This window comes from Siphonobacter sp. BAB-5405 (assembly GCF_002872335.1).
Lineage (GTDB): Bacteria > Bacteroidota > Bacteroidia > Cytophagales > Spirosomataceae > Siphonobacter.
The window spans coordinates 319,712-337,706 of record NZ_NJAG01000002.1; the positions used below are offsets into that span (position 1 = coordinate 319,712).

The window sequence follows — 17,995 nt, forward strand, 5'->3', positions numbered from 1 at the left end:
CTACAAAGGTACGCCATCTGACTGAGCAATAAGCAAGAAAATGATGGGTTCATTCCAATCCCATTCAATTAATATGGTACGAAGGGGCAAAAAGTCGTATTCATTTTCTAACAACAGGCCTACCAATAAAGGCTAGCTTCAGACAAGGCATGTTTACGTTAGACCTCAAAGACATAGCCATTCTTTTACCACCTGTCCTCTATACCTCCTGTTTCATCTGAAAAAACAGAAAAAGGCGAATGAAAAACTATCTTTACTCGTCTATACGCCTACGGCCTCGTATGTTCGCCGTATGTACATACACCCATTGAACCTTCCGATTCTATGCTTTCTCTATTCCGTCTGCTCGGTTGTGTAGGGCTGCTGAGTATCGCCTCTAGTGTTTCCTACGCCCAATCGTTTTCACTCGAAGCCGTTAAATCCTATCCTTTCCCTGCGGACCTAACGGCGGCCGCCAAAGGTTCCCGTATTGCCTGGACGATCAACGAACAGGGCAAACGCAACATTTACGTAGCCGAAGGTCCGTCGTATACACCCCGCAAAGTCACCCCGTATACTAAAGATGATGGGCAGGAGCTAACCAGTGTTACGCTTTCGGCGGATGGCCAATGGGTCGTGTATGTACGCGGCGGCGAGCATGGGGCAAATTGGGACGAACATCTGGGCGTAAACGTCGATGGTTTGCCCTTTGCCCCCAAAGTAGAAATCTGGGCCGTTCCGTTTAAGGGCGGCGAACCTAAGCGACTCAGTGATGGCGATTATCCGGTGCTGTCGCCGAATGGTAAAACCGTTGCTTTCCTGAAAGGCGGGCAGCCCTGGTCGGTACCCGTGAACGGTAGTGAACCCGCAAAAATGCTTTTCTCGACGCGAGGTACTACGCATTCGCTGGAATGGTCCCCCGACGGTAGCCAGCTGGTTTTTGTTTCCAATCGTGGGGATCACTCACTCATTGGAATCTATACCAACGCTCAGACGCCGCTCCGGTGGCTGGCCCCTTCCTTCACTCACGACCGTAGCCCCCGGTGGTCGCCGAATGGAAACAATCTGGTCTTTGTGCGTACGCCCGGTACGGGTGGAGTACCAGATTCCGTACTGGTTCGCAAGCACCGCCCCTGGTCCATCTGGCGGGTTAATGTGGCTTCCGGCAAGGCCACGCAACTCTGGCAGGCTCCCCGGACTTTGGCGGGCTCCGTACCGGCTACCAACGGCGGTTTTAACCTCCACTGGGCCGCTCAGAATCGTATTGTTTTTCTGTCGTATCAGGATGGCTGGCCGCATTTGTATTCGATGCCTTCCACGGGCGGCACGCCCCTGCTGCTTACGCCGGGGGCGTTCACAACGGAGCATATTCGCCTGAGTCCAGATCGTCAGTGGCTTACGTTTAGTGTGAATGTAGGTTCTGATCCGCAGGATTTGGATCGTCGGCACGTGGCCCGGGTACCCGTGGACAAAGCCGAAATGCAAGTTCTGACGCCCGGTAACGGACTAGAGTGGACTCCGGTCGTTACCGGGGATGGTACGTCGCTGGCTCTTATCAGTGCTACGGCCCAACGACCTCCCCTGCCCGCCGTGATGCCCTTTGGCAAAGGTACGCCTACGCTGTTGGGCGAATCCCTGATTCCGGCAAACTTCCCGCAACGGTCGCTGGTCACGCCCAAACAAGTCATTTATAAGACGCCCGATGGTTTCACCGTACACGCCCAGCTTTTTGAGCCGACGGGTGGCCCCGCCCAGAAGCCCGCGATTATTTACGTGCACGGCGGACCCATGCGACAAATGTTACTCGGTTGGAATTATTCGGATTATTACGCCAATGCCTACGCCACGAATCAGTACCTCGCCAGCTTGGGTTTTGCGGTTCTTTCGGTTAATTATCGCTTGGGTATTGGGTACGGTTTTGAATTTCACCAGCCCGCCGGAGCTAACACGAGCGGAGCGGCGGAGTACATCGACATCAAAGCGGCGGGCGACTGGCTGGCCAAACAGTCCTTTGTGGATAAAAGCCGGATTGGTATTTATGGCGGTTCGTACGGCGGTTACCTGACGGCCATGGCCCTGGCCAAGGATTCGAAGCTGTTTGCGGCGGGCGTCGATATTCATGGGGTGCACGACTGGACGACGGATCGCACTATGTCCGTCACGGCTCCCGACCGATACGAGCGAGCCCCCGACGCTGATTTAGTAGGAAAAATAGCCTGGGAGTCTTCACCGACGGCCTACATCAACACCTGGACCTCCCCCGTACTCATTATTCACGGCGATGATGACCGTAACGTCCGCTTCAATCAGAGTACGGATCTGGTTCGTCGCCTCGAAGCCAAAGGCGTTGATCTGGAAACGCTCATCATTGTCAATGATACGCACCACTGGATGAAACATGCGAATGCACTCAAAGTGGGCAATGCGACGGCGGCGTACTTCCGGAAGAAGCTGTTGGAGAAAGCTAAAGCGGGGGCTGGTGAATAGGGATATATTCTATGCAATAACAGTTCTGTTTTTAGTCCCGCTGATACGGCTCGCCTTTCAGTTCATTGCATTTCATTAACTAGCTTATAGAATCACTATTTCTTCCTTTAAAGACAGCTGTTCATTTAGTCCCTATACATTCCATGTCGGCACGCCCACCGCTCATTTCCTCTTGCTCAAGGCCACGGCCTTGCAGAGGAAATAGGCGGCTTGAGCCCCAGAATGGAATTCCGCCATGGAATGGAATAAGACGGGGCCTGGATTTATGCCGTCGACGGTACCGACTCGCTAAAAACTAGTAACCCCTCTAGTTTGCCAATTGATACTGCTTCGGCGTAACTCCGTAGACCTGTTTGAAGGACTGGATAAAGCTCGACAGATTTTCGTACCCAATCTCGTAATACACTTCACTGACTTTATAATCGCCCTGTTTCAGCAGTTGAGCGGCCTTTTGCATTCGTTTCTCCAGGAACCACTTATTGGGCGAAGTACCATAAATTTTAGCAAACCGTCGCTTGAAGGTAGACAGACTCGTATGACACAAAAAAGCGAGTTCTTCTACGGTCACTGGCTGATTCAGGTTGGCCGTTACCGCCTGCCGGATCAGCCTTTCGTCGTCGGCCTGCTGACTGAGGATACGCAATTTCTGTAACTGTCCGGGGTAGTTTTCACCAAGGTACAGCAACAACTCTTCCAGTTTTACCAGCCGTCTGTTTAGAGAAATAGACTGGCCCCCGGCCAGCATAAACTCCAGCGATTCAATGAAATGCTGGAGGAAGGCATCTTTCTCAAAAAGCAAAACGGGCTCCTGATGCCGTTCGCTGATTTTCGTGGCAGGCATGTCGGGATGCCGACTGAAAAAATCAATGAGTACGTTCGTATCGAAGAAAATGAGCATGCTCCGGTAACTGCCCCCCGGAGCGACGGTTTTTTCGCTCATCAAACAATTTCCCGCCGAAAGCAGAAGAAACTGTCCGGGATGGATCTTCACCGTTGCCCCCGGGTAATACACCGTTTTTTCGCCTTCCAGCAAGAAACTGAACAGATGCTGATGGAGGGTAATCCGATTCCTGCTCCCGTCGATCTGGGACTCATAACTAAAGATCGAAACGGGCTCTAAGTCGGTTTCCGTAGATTCCTGCTCGTTTTGTATACGGGTGGTTTTCATGGCTTCGTAAGGATACGCCCTAAAACCCAATCCGTTCCCTCAAGAATTGGATCAGGTTTCAGTCGTTTAATGCTTTCTTTAATGCCTTCCGTTCCTGATTCCAGGTTAAATCTGTAGAAGATGGTCTTTACACTTCGTTCAAGATACCACCTTGTTCCCGATTTTCCTGACGACGAAACCAGTACATGGCCTGGTAACCGAGTGCCTTGCGAATGATGCTCATTTGCCCGATGTGAAAGGCTTCGTGTAGTACCATCGAAGTAAACAGGTCTTCAACGGTGGTACCTCCCGTGGGTCCCTGCAAGGGAATTTCCGTTTGTAACACCCGATCGTCTGCGGCTTCGAGGGTCTCGATAAAGCGGTCAGAATACCGGATCCAGTCCTGTAACAGCTCCGTCAAGCCTGGGTATTTTTTGCTTCGGTCAAAGGGTATGAACTGGGGCGGCGGCAGGTTTGGATCGACAAAGAGGTCCAGATACGGATAACTTTCTACGGACTGCCCCAAACGAACGGTATTTCTGGCCCGCATGATCAGTAGATGACCCGCAATCCATTCCAGACTATTCGTATGCTCACTGATTACCTGGCTACCCTCTTCTTCCCTGATACCTTCTAGTGCGGAAACATACCAGTCGGTCAGCAGCCGGAACTGCCTTAGCATCTGCTCTCGTGTGTTCATTGGCGTAATGTGTTAGAAAACCCAGTTAATTAGTGTTTTTGTCCATAGGCTACCAGGGAAGCTTTCGCCAGCGTTGCAAAGTGCAGGTTAAATCCGACTAGGGCCGGGGTAGCGTTCTGATCCAGTTCCAGCGTTTTGCTTAAAGCATGAACGGTGATCAGATACCGATGGGCGGGTCCTTCTGGTGGGGCGGCCCCTACATAACCCGGCGTACCCAGGTCGGTATTGCTTTGCAGAGCCCCTTTCGGTAATTGATTGTTCGTCGGGTCTCCGGCTCCCGAGGGGAGTTCCCATACTTCCGCTGGGATATTGAAAACCACCCAATGCCAGAGTCCACTTCCCGTTGGGGCGTCTATGTCGTACATCGTTACGGCAAAGGCTTTCGTTTCGCTGGGGGCATTTTCCCAGTAAAGCTGGGGTGACTGATTGGCTCCCGAAAAGCCCATCCCATTGAAGTACTGTGAGTTAGTTAGCTGTCCGCCCAGCTCTGTACTTTTCAAGGTGAATGTTGCGGATGACGTCCCGATAGTAGTCATTGATTCTAAGCTCATTGCCTGCTTTGTTTTATGTGCTTTGGTTCTACAAAGGTAGACGTGCCGTAAGGCAGTGGAACATAGGATAACGTTCAAAAAGTGTGGCTAAACGTTCAATTTTACCCGCAACTACTGATGACCTGCGTAGGAAACTAGCTGCTCCCCTAACCTGCTACTTATCCCTACGCTCACCAGTCTCATTTTGGCTACGCATCTCCGGAATTAGGCTACGTCCGCCTTCTCCTTAGTCCGGACCTTTGTCAGGTAGTTTTAAAGCATTCACGGCTGGTCGAAGCCATTTACCGCTTCTCCACGGTGAACATACCATAACCTGATTTTCTCACTTTATTTCAATGAACATGAAAAAAGCATTCATTACCGGTGCCAATAAAAGTATTGGCCTGGAAACAGCACGTCAGCTACTGAAACGGGGTTACTTTGTGTATCTGGGCAGTCGCGATCTAGAAAACGGACGGAAAGCTCTGGAACAACTAAAAGCCGAAGGGCTGGATCAGGCGGAGGTTATTCTACTGGATGTGAGCGATTCGCAATCCGTAGCAGCGGCCCGCACGACGATTGGCCTTACAACGGACGCATTGGATGTACTGATCAACAACGCGGGTATTAACGGAGGGATGCCTCAATCGGCCCTGACCTTATCCCTGGATCGCATGCAGGAGGCCTTCAATGTCAATGTGTACGGGGTGGTTCGGGTGACGCAGGCTTTTATTGATCTGCTGAAAAAGGCCGAACAGCCCCGCATTGTGAATGTATCGTCCAGTGGCTGCTCGCTGACGTTAAGTAGTGACCCTAACTGGCGATTTTATCACCACAAAGCGGCGATCTATCAACCCTCGAAAGCGGCTTTGAATATGTACACGATTGATCTGGCTTACGAACTGCGGGACACGCCCTTCAAGGTGAATGCCGTTGACCCGGGATTCACGGCCACCGATTTTAATAATCACCGGGGCGATGACAGTACTGAAAACGCGGGACAACGGATTGTCAAGTATGCCCTCATCGGAGCGGACGGCCCTACGGGTCGGTTTATCAGTGAGTATCATAATCCGGAGACGGGGGAGATTCCCTGGTAAAGAAGGTTTATTTTAAGTTGTGTTTTCGCCCCGTAGAGGTAGCTGGTCTTTTAGTCCGTATGCATTCCATGCCGGGCATCGCATGCGGGGCATCCCATGCCGGCACGCCCACCGCTGACTTCCTCTTGCTCAGTGCCACCGCATTGCCGAGGAAGTAGGCGGCTTGAGCCCCAGAATGGAATTCCGACATGGAATGTGATAGGACGGGAATCGGGTTTATGTCGTCGACTACACTAACTCGCCAATAATTAATTGTTAGTTAATCGTCCGAACATGAAATTCTCCCGAAAGGACCGGTGCTACTAGTTAACAATGCCCGTGAGACGAAAAACGGAACTATTTAAACCCAACGTTTATCTTGTACAATGAACCACCCTACTCCAATCAAACTCGAATCCATTGCGGAGGTGCACCGGTACTTAGGTTTGCCCAAGCCCCTGCATCCGCTGATTAGTTTACTGGACAATACGAATCAGCAGTTTGATACGAATAAACTTCCCCAGTATGACGTGCTGAGCTTTTATAAGATCACGTTCATCACGCAGTGCAGCGGAAAAGTCAGGTACGGTCAGGGTTATTATGATTTTGACGAAGGAAGTATGCTGTTTGCGGCTCCCAATCAACTCATGGGGCGGGATCGGGAACCGACCGATCACGCGGGGTACGCCCTGCTCATTCACCCGGACTTCCTACAGGGTTTTCCCCTTGCTTCAAAGATCCGGCAGTATGGCTTTTTCTCCTATTCCCTTACGGAAGCCCTACACCTTTCCGACCAGGAAAAAACGACGATTCTCTCCGTCTTTAAACATATGGAAGAGGAGCTAAACAGTCGGATCGATGACTTGAGCCAGGAAGTGATCATTGCTCAAATCGAGCTTCTGCTCACGTACGCTGATCGGTTTTACAGGCGTCAGTTTATCACGCGTAAACCCATCAGCCACGAGTTGCTTCCCAAACTAGAAGAGCTGCTGAATTGCTATTTTTACGACGGAACGGCCTTACGTTCGGGCATTCCTACCGTTCAGTATCTGGCTGAGCAGTTGCACTACTCGCCTACTTATTTGAGTGATCTGCTTCGTTCGCTGACCGGACAAAATGCCCAACAGCATATTCACGGCAAACTCATTGAAATAGCCAAAGAAAAACTGTCAGCGAGTACGTTGTCGATCAGCGAAGTAGCATATGAATTAGGTTTCGAGCATCCACAATCCTTTAGCAAATTATTCAAGATTAAAACAAACGTTTCCCCGTTGGAATTCAAACGGTTATTCGCCCGTGAAATACCTCCGGAACGTTCCGCTGGTTAGCTTAGGGATTGTTAGGAAGTTGACGCTTGTACGGACCAGCATTACGCTGATTTTCAATTCACTTTTCTACCACCAGCTTCAATTAAAACTTGCTCTGAATTCCAGTGGCGACAGATTAGTTTTTGATTTAAACAGCTTGCTGAACGACTGCGGGTGTTCAAATCCCAGTTGATAGGCGATCTCTCCTACCGTCAGGTTACTGAGGGTGAGTATTTCCTTCGCTTTTTCAATCAGCTTCAAATGAATATGTTGCTGGGTATTATGACCCGTTAGCGTACGCAACATATCGCCGAGGTAGCGGGGTGATACATTCAGTTGCTCCGCCAGAAAATGAACGGTCGGCAAGCCCTGTAATAAAGCCGTTTTATCGTTGAAATACTGGTGCAAAATCCGGTCTAACTGTTCCAGCAGGGCGTTGTTGAGGGGCTTCCGGGTAATAAACTGGCGTTTGTGAAATCGCTGACTATAGTTCAGCAGCAATTCCAGTAGGGAGATCAGTACATCCTGACTGACATCGTCAATGGACGTTTCCAGTTCGTCACTAATATTCCGGGCAATGGATGTGATGATGGTTTTTTCCTTATCAGAGAGGTGGAGCGACTCGTTGACCGCGTACGAGAAAAACCCGTAGTTTTTGATTCTGGTATCCAGCGGATAGTTCCGTAAAAAATCGGGATGAATCAGCAGCGTAAAGCCCATCGTCGCCACGGACGTTTCAACGGCGGACAGGGGCTGCCCCGGTGCAGTAAAAAACAGTCCTCCTTCGTCGAAGTCGTAAGTAGTCTGACCATATCTCATCGAACACCCCGCCGACGCATTGAAGGTAATATGGTAGAAGTCCATCAAAAACGTGGGTGTCAGCATTGCCGCAGTCAGCTGGACTTTGCTATACTCCAGCAAACTGATCAGCGGGTGACTGGGCTGCGGCAAACCAAACGTCCGGTGTAAGTCGGAGATGGAATGGAAGACGCGTGGTTTAGGCTTAAGTTCCCCTTTCATGGTTTGATAACTAGAGGTCGATACTTCGGTGTAACCCGAAATACCGACCCAGTAATTCCTGAATCCAATTAAATTTTAGTAATCATTTGCCTGATTCCTTCCCGGAAGGCCTCGTCCCCCACAGCCAGCCGCTGGGCATACAAGGCTTTGGCGTCTTCGCCGCACACGTACCGCAACGTATTCGTTCCATCAGTAGCGGCTTCGTAGACCACTTCCGCGATCTGCTCGGCCGTAGAACCGTTGGGACTAGACGTGATGGCCGTCATAAACTTGTGCAACAGCGTATCGTAATCCGGATGCGAGGCCATCACGGATCGGTTCTGGATTTCGGTGGCTACCATACCGGGTTCAATGGTTTTAATACCGATTCCCAAGGCGTTTAATTCAAACGACAGGCTTTCGCTCCAGCCTTCCAGGGCCCATTTGCTGGCGTCGTACATGGAACTTACCGGAAAGCCCATCAAACCAGCCGACGAGCCAGTCGTAATGAACAGGCCGCTTTTTCGTTCCCGGAAATACGGAATGAACGCCTGCGTCACCCGAACTACGCCCAGAAAATTAGTATCCATCTGCCGAACCAGCTCCTCATCGGGGATGGCCTCCAAGGCTCCCAGCAAGGCGTATCCGGCATTGTTGAACACGACGTCAATGTCGCCCAGTGCCAGGGCCTGCTGGGTCGTTGCTTTGATCTGTTCGGGATTGGTTACGTCCAGCGGCAGCAGCGTCACCTGATCGAGTTGCGTTAGCTCCTGCTCCAGTTCCGGCTTACGCATGGTCGCAATGACCTTCCAGCCTTTACTCGCGAATAATTTTGCCGTAGCCTTACCAATCCCCGCCGAAGCACCCGTAATAAAAATCGTCTTTGTCATTTCTTTTTGTTTCATCTTTCGAAAGACAAAGCTCCGCTACCTACCGTTTGGGCTTGTAGTAAAATTGGAGAATCCTGTAGCCAAAATGGTACGAACCCTTAGAAAAGATCAGGCCCCGGAATGTCCGAAGACTCCCCGGGGCCTGAAGCGTTAGTTGGAAGCGAGAAAATTAATTTTATTGAAGGCAAACAAGGGTTTCTGCCCCGCAGATGGATTTTTGAAGACAAAGTATAGGGGGTGGATACCCGTCATCTCCTGCCGGAGCGGGATCTTCAATTCGCCCTTATTATCCTGAGGCACCTCCACTTCTCCTACCAAGGGCCCCGTGGGTGAATCGAGGTGTACGGCTAAGACGCCCCCAGCAAATCGCTCTTTGGAAGCAATGACGGACGTCGTAATCTCCTTCACGGAGGTCAGGTCAATCCCCTTGTACAGCAGATAACTGCCGGATTTCAGGCCAATTGCGTAAGGAACTTTAGGCGTAATCTCGTACACCACTACTTCACTTTTTCCATCCGCCGCTCCGGCTTCCAGGTACGGCGAACGCAAGGCGAGTGTGGATGAGTTGGTCAGGGGACCGATCAGTCCGTTTCCTTTGTCGGTGTAACTGGCCGTCAGTACGTACGAACCGTCCTTTTTCTGCGATACGGGCTTGTACTGGCCCGCTACGGGTTGCCGATTCACGGGCTTTCGACTCGCCAGCGAAAGAATGTACCGAACCATGTCCAGGGCTTCCTCTTCTTTGAGCTGGGGGTGAGCACTCATGGCCTGTTCGCCCCATACGCCCCCACCACCGGCGATTACTTTACTGGCCAGCTTCCGCTCGGCCTGGGCATTGCCCCGGTATTTCTTGGCTACATCCATATACGAAGGACCCACTGATTTTTTATCCACCGCGTGGCAGGCCTTACAGTCACTTAAGTCAATCAATCGTTTGCCCGTCGAAGCTCCCGTATTGGCCTGATGGCCCTGAGCCAGCATGGTTTTATCAAAGCCTTCGAGATAGTCGATGGTAACGGTCACCTCGTCTTCGGTAATGCCCTGCTGGATTTTCCCATCCTCCTTGTCGCTCACGTTGACCGCGTACGTAATAGGCTGATCGGGAAAGTAGAAGGTTTTGTTGCCTTTTAACACAATTTCCACCTGAGGTTCAGCATTGCCTACCTTGATGGTGAGGTTGGTCGTCGCTGAATTTCCCAGTCGGTCGCTTACTTTTAGCGTAACGGGATACGTACCCGGCTTCTGAAAGGTAACGCTTGGGGTAACGGTTTTTTGCCGGGGGATTCCGCCGCCAAAATTCCAGTCGTACGTCAAAGCATCGCCGTCGTAATCGATGGACTCGCGGGCATCGAACTTCACCGTCAACGGGGCGGCTCCGTTTAGCTTACTAGCGATGGCTTTCGCTACGGGCTTGCGGTTTCCGGTGTTGTAGGTGATTCGGGATAGTCGGGCATCGGCATTGGCCGTAAACCACTGCTGACCGTATTCAATCGTATACAAAGAGCCGTCCTTGGCAAACTGCATATCGATGACGTGCGAAAACTTCGTGTTCGGCATGAACGTTTCCATGGATACGTAATCGCCGTTGGGATTCATGGTTACCGGGTGAATCCAGTCCCGCGTCCAGTCGTAGGCAAACAACTTACCGTCGTAGTACCGGGGAAACTTAACCGCCGTTTCGGGATAGTCGTCGTAATAATACACCGGACCGGCCATGGCGTTTCGGGCTCCTTTGCCCACAATGGGGCCGAATTCGGGAGAATCCGCGTAGGGATAGTAGATAAAGGCCTTCTGAGCCGCTGGCAATTCTTTCAGGCCCGTATTATGGGGTGAATCATTGATGGGAATTGCCGGGTCAAACAAGGCTTTCGTTGTACTATCTCCGAAACTACGGGACCGGTAAGGGCGGTTGTCGGCGACAAACAGCGGCCAGCCGAAGTTTCCGGCTTTACGAGCCTGATTTACTTCATCGTGCCCGCGGGGACCGAACTGTTCGCTATTCTGACCCGCGTCCGGACCCACCTCCCCCCAGTAGAGGTAATTGGTACGTTGATCCACCGCAATGCGATACGGATTTCGGTTCCCCATGACGTAAATTTCAGGACGGGCTTTCTCCGTTCCCGCAGCAAATAAGTTTCCCTCGGGAATGGTATACGTACCATTCGGCTCGGGATGAATACGCAGGATTTTACCCCGTAAGTCATTGGTGTTGGCAGACGTATACCGGGCATCCCAACCGCTGCGTTCGGCCCGTTCGTCCATCGGAGCGTAGCCGTTGGAGTTGAAAGGATTGGTATCATCGCCCGTCGACAGGTATAAATTCCCTTTCCGATCCCAGGCAATCGATCCGCCCGTGTGGCAACAGCCCGTCCGTTTGACGGGCACGGTTAAGAGTACTTTCTCCGTATTCATCATGACCGTATCGCGACCTTCGTCGTACACAAAGCGGGAAAGGTGCTGAGCGGTATCGGCGGGCGTGTTTCCGGTACTGGGGGAATAATAGACGTAAATCCATTTATTCTGCCTGAAATCAGGGTCGATGTTAAGTCCCATCAGGCCGTATTCAAACTTGGTATACACCGGAAAGTTCGCGACGGTTTTAATCGTTTTTTTGCCGGGATCGTACAGCTTCAAGGCTCCTTTTCGTTCCGCAAAAAGCACCTTCCCGTTGTCCAGCACGGCTAGTTCCGTAGGTTCATCCAGACCCGCCTTCAACACTTCGTGCACAAAGCGGTTTTCCTCGGGATACGGGTGCGTGTGGGCCTTTTTATAGTCCAACTGACTCGACCAGACCGATTCAATCCCGCCCATGATGTGCTGTAGAAAAAGCGTATCGCTGAAGGATTCATCCGTATGACCGCCTCCCGTATAAAAGGATTTACCACCATCAAAATCCCGGTGCCAGATGAACGGGTGATTGTCGCCGTTCTTGCCTCCCTTGTAGGTTTTCTCGTCCAGGTTGCCCAGTACTTTAATTTCGGGGACAATGCTCTTGTAGTTATACCATTCATCGTATCGCTTCCAGCGTTTGGGGAGCATTTTGGTGGACGGATGGCTGGAATCCAGGATTTCAATCTCCGCGTTCTGCTGCTGCGGGTGACTCAGAAAGTAGGCCCCGACCAGCTGATTGTACCAGGGCCAGTCATGCTCCGTATCCGCCGCCGCGTGAATACCGGCATAGCCGCCCCCCGCCTGAATGTACCGCTCAAAAGCGGCCTTCTGCGAGGCGTCGAGAATCGTACCCGTGGTACTTAAAAAGACTACGGCGTTGTACCGTTTGAGGTTGGATTCCTCAAAGGCCGTCGCATTTTCTGTCGTATCTACCAGAAATCCCCGCTCCTTGCCCAGCTTGAGCAGAGCTTTTTTACCCGCCGGAATGGACGCGTGACGAAATCCCGATGTTTTCGAAAACACCAGAATCCGCTTGGTACTGGCCGACGGTGACGCTGTCTTGACGGCGGCTTTTTTAGTTGTCTGGGCAACCAGCAGGGTTGCGGGAAGGCAGACGGCCCAAAGGGCCAGTAACACCCCTTTTTTACGTCGGCCTATCCAGAAGTTTAGCTTGATGAGATTCATGACCAATAAGAATGAAGAATGAGATAAGGATTTCGCTTCATTTTTCCATTAGACACTTTCATACGAAGCGTTTAAGAGAAAAACTACTTAGCACCTGGCAAAGCGAGGCCTTCCATCCCAGAAGAATGAAAGGCCTCCCCTGACGCTTAGTATCCCGGATTCTGTTTGATGCCTGGGTTCTGATCCAGGACGTTCTGCGGAATCGGATTCATGTACTGCTTCTTGTCGAATTTCACCGTGTACTTCTTCTCAGGTTCGATGGTGTACACCCAAACCCCTGAATTATTCGCGGGTACGGAATTCCGAATGACCATGTTATGACGGGGTTTGCCCATCACCTCCTCGGCCTTGGCCAGGCGTTTGTTGTCGAGGAAGCGTTTGTCTTCGAAACACAACTCCACCCTTCTTTCCCGGTAAATGGCTTCCCGCATCTGATCTTTGGTTAAGCCCTGCGGTAAGGGAGCCAGTTCGGAGCGAGCCCGGATTTTGTTGATGGCATCGTATACGCCTCCATCGGGACCGGTAGCTTCGTTCTGGGCTTCAGCGTAGTTGAGCAGTACTTCGGCATAGCGATAGAAAATGTAGTTCTGGCCACTAGCATCATTGCCGGGAGCGGCGTCAGGATTGAGCCGTTTTTTCTGGTAATAGCCCGAATCGCCCACGTCCGTTTTACCCGCCAGGTCAATCTGATTGGTACGGTCAGGGTTCGGTAACGTCAAATCGATACGGGTGTAGATCGTATCCGCCCGGGGCATCCAGTCCAGTTTGTAGGGAGCTCCATCGTACACAATGAAATCATAAAACCGCTTCTCCCGGTTGACGTAGGGGTTTTGCGGATTATAGCCCGAGGTAGGATCCGTAATGGGTTTACCGTTCGCCATCGCAAACTGATCCACCAGTTCCTGCGTCGGATTGTAGTTTCCCCAGGAACGGTACTCGCCCAGCACGTAGGTTGGGCCGCCCCGGCTTTCGTAACTGCCTCCCATATTCGCCACGTTCGCTACCACCTGACGATCCCAGATTACTTCCGAGTTGTACTCATTCGCCGTACGCCAGAGGTTTTTCAAATCCGGAAACAGGTTGTAGTTTTTGCCATTTCCGTATGCATCAATAAAGGCTTTGTTCGTAGCCGCCGCTTTAGCCCAGCGGGAAGGGTCGTAATTGCCGAAATGGACAAACTTTCCCGGATCGGATAAATAAGGCGTCGCGGTGTTGAACAACGGACTCGCCGCGAAAAGCTCTATCCAGCCTTTCAAAGCCAGGGCCGCTCCGAGGGTTGCCCGTCCGGCATCGCGTTGGGAGAGGCTGTACTTCACGTCCAGGTTCCCATTTTTTACCACCTGATCGAGTTCACTGACGATAAAATTATACGTATCGGCAAAGGTTTCTCTGGGCTTTTGTAATTGCTCGGTGCTCATTTTGGTGCGATCCAGCGGTTCCGTCAAAATGGGCAGGCCGCCGATGTGCACGAAAAATTCGCTGTAGAAAAAGGCCCGCAGGAACCGGGCTTCGTCCATGCGTTTATTGTAATAGGCTTCCGAGTAATTGGCTTTGTTTTCCGTAATCTTCTGGATGAACGTATTCACCTTCCGGATTTTCACGAAAAAATTCTCCCAGGTGTAGCCGTACGTAGGCCCGTGCGTACCTCCCCAGGGGTTATCGGTACTGGTTGAGGGAACGATCGTGATGCCGATTCGCCAGTTGGCGGCCGTGTAGTAATGACTGATGTTGTAGTCATCCGTATAGTAATCAAGGCTCTCGGTTTGATTGAGCTTATTCGGAATCTGACTATAGACATCATTCAGGAAAACGTCCGCGTTGGTTTCCGACTCCCACTGCGTCAAATCCGTTAAATTGGCTTTATTGACGTTCTCCAGAAACTTATCCGTTTCGCACGACATGGGCAGGGTAAGCACCAACAGGCTCAGTCCAAGTACCCTTGCATTGGTAAGGAAGCGATTCATCGTATAGGTTCAGTTAAAAGGTTAGATCAATTCCAAACGTCGTGGCTTTCATCACCGGATAGGCCGTTTCCCGATCCGTGTAGCCCATCTCGGGATCGACGTGCTTGATGCGGCTGAAGGTGAGCAGGTTTTGCGTCGTGAAATACACCCGGGCGGAGCCAATGTGGGCTTTTCCTAACAGCGATTTCGGCAGCGTATACCCGAAATTCAATGTTTTCAGACGCAGGTAGCTGGCATTGACCATCCAGAAGTCGCTGTCTTTGGTATTGTTGGCATACGGAGCCGGCGTAGACCGGGGATATTTGGCATTTTGACGCTCGGGAGTCCAGCGATTGTCTAAGTACTCATAGCCCGTATTGCTGCCGTTGTTCTCGAAAGGAACCGTCAGGAATTGGCGAATATTCAGGCTCGACTTGCCACTACCCTGGAAAAAGAGGGAGAGGTCAAATCCCTTCCAGTTGATGCTCGGTGTAATACCAAACGTAAGAGCGGGATACACGGGATTTCCAATGACGGTCAAATCAAAATCAAAATCATTGATGACCCCATCCGGAATGCCATCCGGACCGCTCAGATCCGCGTAGCGAATATCACCCGGATGCAGGGCTCCGAATTGGGTAACGTTGTAGCCATCTTTGGCATCAATTACGCCGTCGCCGTTGACATCATCCGACGTCTTGAATAAACCCATTGACTTATACCCGTAGGGTGTACCGAATTGCCGACCCACTTTAGTCCGGTTGGGGTTACGGGCTTCCGCATCCGTCTGGAATACTTCCAGCATCCGGTTGATGGAATACGTCAGGTTAGCGTTGACCGAAAAGTCGATATCCTTACCGATTTTACGACGGGTGCCAATATTCAGCTCGACGCCATCACTGTTCATGCGGCCTTTATTTTCCTGCGACAACGACAAGCCGTATTCAACGGGCAGGGTTACCTGAGGAGCCAGCAACATGCCCGTTCGGTTTTCGTGGAAGTAGTCAAACTCCACGTTCAGCAGCGAATTCCAGAGATTCAGGTCGAAGCCAATATCCGTTTTCGTGGAGATTTCCCAGGTGATGTAAGGGTTAGGCTCGCGGGGAACGGAAGAGGCTTGCACCAGCGTACCATTCCCAAACGCGTACGCTCCTCCGCGTAAATCATAGCCCGCCTGGTACTGGAAGGGAGAACCCGCCAACATACCCGCTTTCCCCCAGGAACCTCTGATTTTGAATTCATTAATGAATCCTACATCCTTCAGAAACGACTCCTCGGAAATTCGCCAGGCGGCTGAGAAGGCCGGGAAATATCCCCAGCGTTTGCCCGGAGCAAAGTAGTAGTGACCGTCGTAACGTCCGGCGGCTTCCAGACTCAGTTTATCCTTGTAGGTATAGCCTAAGCGATACACGAAGCCCAGCTCACTACCCGTCGAAGAGGTTCCGGAGTTATCGTAATCCAGTTTGTCGGAACTCCCGAAACTCAACTCATCAATGCCAATGGCAAAGTTGTTGCGTCGGGTCGTCATGGATTCCTGAGTCGTTTTCCGCATTTCCACTACCGCCAATCCGGTAATGGCGTGCGAGCCAAACGTACCCGTATAGTTCAAATACCCCTGCGTGGTATAATTGGTACGCCGCGTGTTTTCTAAACCGAGCCAGCGGAAAGGCCGTCCCATACCTTCCTGCAACGAAATGGCATCGGTGTAGGTGTACGGTTGGGAGGTCAGGTCGATCTTGTGGTAGACGAAGGGTACGTGCCAGAGCTTAGTATTTTGCTGCCAGGGATCATAGCTAAATACGCCTTTCACGCTGAGTCCCTTGGCAAGTTGCTGCTCTACGAACAGGGTTCCGAGTAAGGTATTGGCATTGTTACGGCGATAACCGGGCGAACGGAGTACCCCAATGGGCGTGCTCGCCGACGACTCACCCCACTTGTCGCCTCCCGGATAAATCAGGCTTTGCGTCGGAAGAAATTTATAGAAGCTACGGAACAAGTGGCCTGAAGTGGATTCGTCGGCATCTACATCTTTCGTATTTTCAATACTTCCCAGCAAGGACATCCCAATTTTAGTCGTCCGGGTTGCCGCCATTTCTACGCTCAAATTGTAGTTGTACCGCTTGTAACCCACCGGATCGAAAATCCCCTTCTGATCAAAATAACTCAGCCCCGCGTGATAGGTAACGTTGTCCGTACCGCCGCTCAGTTCCAAAATGTGGTTCTGAATGGGAACGTTCTTGTTGAAAGCCTTCACAAAGTTGGAGTTCGGATATTTCCAGGGATCTTCTTCGTGTAAACGGTCATAATTGTTCACCAGATTAGGGTCGTTCGGCAGACTCGTTCCTTCCGGATTCTGATTCAGATAGGCTTCATTTTGCAAAGCCATGTAATCTTTCGCATTCAGCACGTTCGGTAAATACGTTGGATTCTGGAACCCGTACGAAGAGCTCAGGCGTACCTGAGGCTTGCCCGATTTACCCCGTTTGGTAGTAATCAGAATTACGCCGTTGGCTCCCCCAATTCCGTACGGAGCTACGGCCGCCGCATCTTTAAGGATCGTCACGCTTTCAATACTGGCCGGGTCCACCTGACGAATGTTATCCCGCCGTACGCCATCCACCACGACCAGCGGACGGTTATTACCCGTCGTCACGATCCCGCGAATGTGAATATCGGGATCGTCCTTGCCGGGCTGACCTCCGTTGGGCCGCATACTGACCCCCGAGACGCGTCCCGCCAGCGACTGCGTAATGTTCGGTACCGGTACCTGCACGATGGCATCCCCTTTGATACTACTGATGGAGCCCGTAACGGTAGCTTTTTTCTGCGTACCGTAACCCACCACAACGATCTCATCGAGTGCTTTGGTATCGGCACTCAGCGTGACGTCCAGTACGGTCGCATTCCCAACGCCCAGTTCTTTCGTCAGGTAGCCGATGTACGAAAACACCAGTATATCCTCATCCTGTACTCCTTCTATGCTATAAACGCCGTCCGCATTTGTGGATGTGCCTTTAACGGTACCCTTGATGGATACGTTCACGCCGGGTAAGGGCTGCCCCTGCTCGTCCTTGATTACGCCCGTTAGCCGCTTCGCGACTGGTTTGATAGCGATCAAAGGCTGAGTAATCCGTTCTTCGGTCTCTACCACGGCCCAGGCCGACATCGGTAATGAACAAAGCGTCAATACGTGTAAAAATGACACTTTTAAGAATGGAAATAGTTTTTCTTTCATGTGTTTAGCGTTAAAACCATTGGCTGAAAAAATTGGAAATAGGATCCCTGGGAGGCTATGAAGGAAGCATAGTCTCAGTGTAATAATCGGAAGGATGGAACGCACGATTGGATGGTTAGGACC

Annotated in this window: 11 protein-coding genes; 3 read left to right on the plus strand and 8 right to left on the minus strand. The window is 51.4% G+C overall.

Annotated elements, in window-relative coordinates; translation table 11 throughout:
• Positions 1–324 precede the first annotated feature (324 nt).
• Positions 325–2,466 (plus strand): prolyl oligopeptidase family serine peptidase, encoded by a 2,142-nt coding sequence (locus BWI97_RS02430; RefSeq protein ID WP_102199889.1) that lies wholly within the window; start codon positions 325–327, stop codon positions 2,464–2,466.
• A gap of 307 nt (positions 2,467–2,773) precedes the next feature.
• Here the strand turns inward: BWI97_RS02430 and BWI97_RS02435 are convergent, their stop codons facing one another.
• The 3 genes from BWI97_RS02435 to BWI97_RS02445 all read right to left on the minus strand — a co-directional run bounded on the left by BWI97_RS02435 (position 2,774) and on the right by BWI97_RS02445 (position 4,813).
• Positions 2,774–3,634 carry an AraC family transcriptional regulator gene (locus BWI97_RS02435; RefSeq protein WP_146010852.1) on the minus strand — a complete coding sequence of 287 codons (861 nt, stop codon included), beginning with the start codon at positions 3,632–3,634 and terminating at the stop codon, positions 2,774–2,776.
• A 127-nt stretch (positions 3,635–3,761) separates the two neighbouring features.
• Positions 3,762–4,313, minus strand: coding sequence for a DinB family protein (locus BWI97_RS02440; protein ID WP_102199891.1), 552 nt, complete (start codon positions 4,311–4,313; stop codon positions 3,762–3,764).
• Between the two features lie 29 nt (positions 4,314–4,342).
• Complete coding sequence (locus BWI97_RS02445; protein ID WP_233207732.1) at positions 4,343–4,813, minus strand: YbhB/YbcL family Raf kinase inhibitor-like protein; 471 nt, start codon at positions 4,811–4,813, stop codon at positions 4,343–4,345.
• A 392-nt stretch (positions 4,814–5,205) separates the two neighbouring features.
• On the opposite strand from BWI97_RS02445, the gene BWI97_RS02450 reads away from it, so the two are divergent.
• Both BWI97_RS02450 and BWI97_RS02460 read left to right on the plus strand, forming a co-directional pair.
• Complete coding sequence (locus BWI97_RS02450) at positions 5,206–5,943, plus strand: SDR family oxidoreductase (protein ID WP_102199939.1); 738 nt, start codon at positions 5,206–5,208, stop codon at positions 5,941–5,943.
• 365 nt (positions 5,944–6,308) lie between these two features.
• A complete protein-coding gene (locus BWI97_RS02460; protein ID WP_102199894.1) occupies positions 6,309–7,250 on the plus strand; it encodes an AraC family transcriptional regulator in 942 nt (313 codons plus the stop codon).
• A 78-nt stretch (positions 7,251–7,328) separates the two neighbouring features.
• Here BWI97_RS02460 and BWI97_RS02465 read toward each other — a convergent pair whose 3' ends face one another.
• From BWI97_RS02465 to BWI97_RS02485, 5 genes are all read right to left on the minus strand, one after another.
• Positions 7,329–8,249 (minus strand): AraC family transcriptional regulator, encoded by a 921-nt coding sequence (locus BWI97_RS02465; protein ID WP_102199895.1) that lies wholly within the window; start codon positions 8,247–8,249, stop codon positions 7,329–7,331.
• Positions 8,250–8,317: 68 nt separating this feature from the next.
• Positions 8,318–9,118: an SDR family oxidoreductase gene (locus BWI97_RS02470; protein WP_102199940.1), complete on the minus strand. Its 801-nt coding sequence runs from the start codon at positions 9,116–9,118 to the stop codon at positions 8,318–8,320.
• 150 nt (positions 9,119–9,268) lie between these two features.
• Positions 9,269–12,694 carry a ThuA domain-containing protein gene (locus tag BWI97_RS02475; RefSeq protein WP_102199896.1) on the minus strand — a complete coding sequence of 1,142 codons (3,426 nt, stop codon included), beginning with the start codon at positions 12,692–12,694 and terminating at the stop codon, positions 9,269–9,271.
• 146 nt (positions 12,695–12,840) lie between these two features.
• Positions 12,841–14,658 (minus strand): RagB/SusD family nutrient uptake outer membrane protein, encoded by a 1,818-nt coding sequence (locus tag BWI97_RS02480; protein WP_102199897.1) that lies wholly within the window; start codon positions 14,656–14,658, stop codon positions 12,841–12,843.
• Positions 14,659–14,671: 13 nt separating this feature from the next.
• A complete protein-coding gene (locus tag BWI97_RS02485; protein WP_233207733.1) occupies positions 14,672–17,872 on the minus strand; it encodes a TonB-dependent receptor in 3,201 nt (1,066 codons plus the stop codon).
• Between the last annotated feature and the right edge of the window lie 123 nt (positions 17,873–17,995).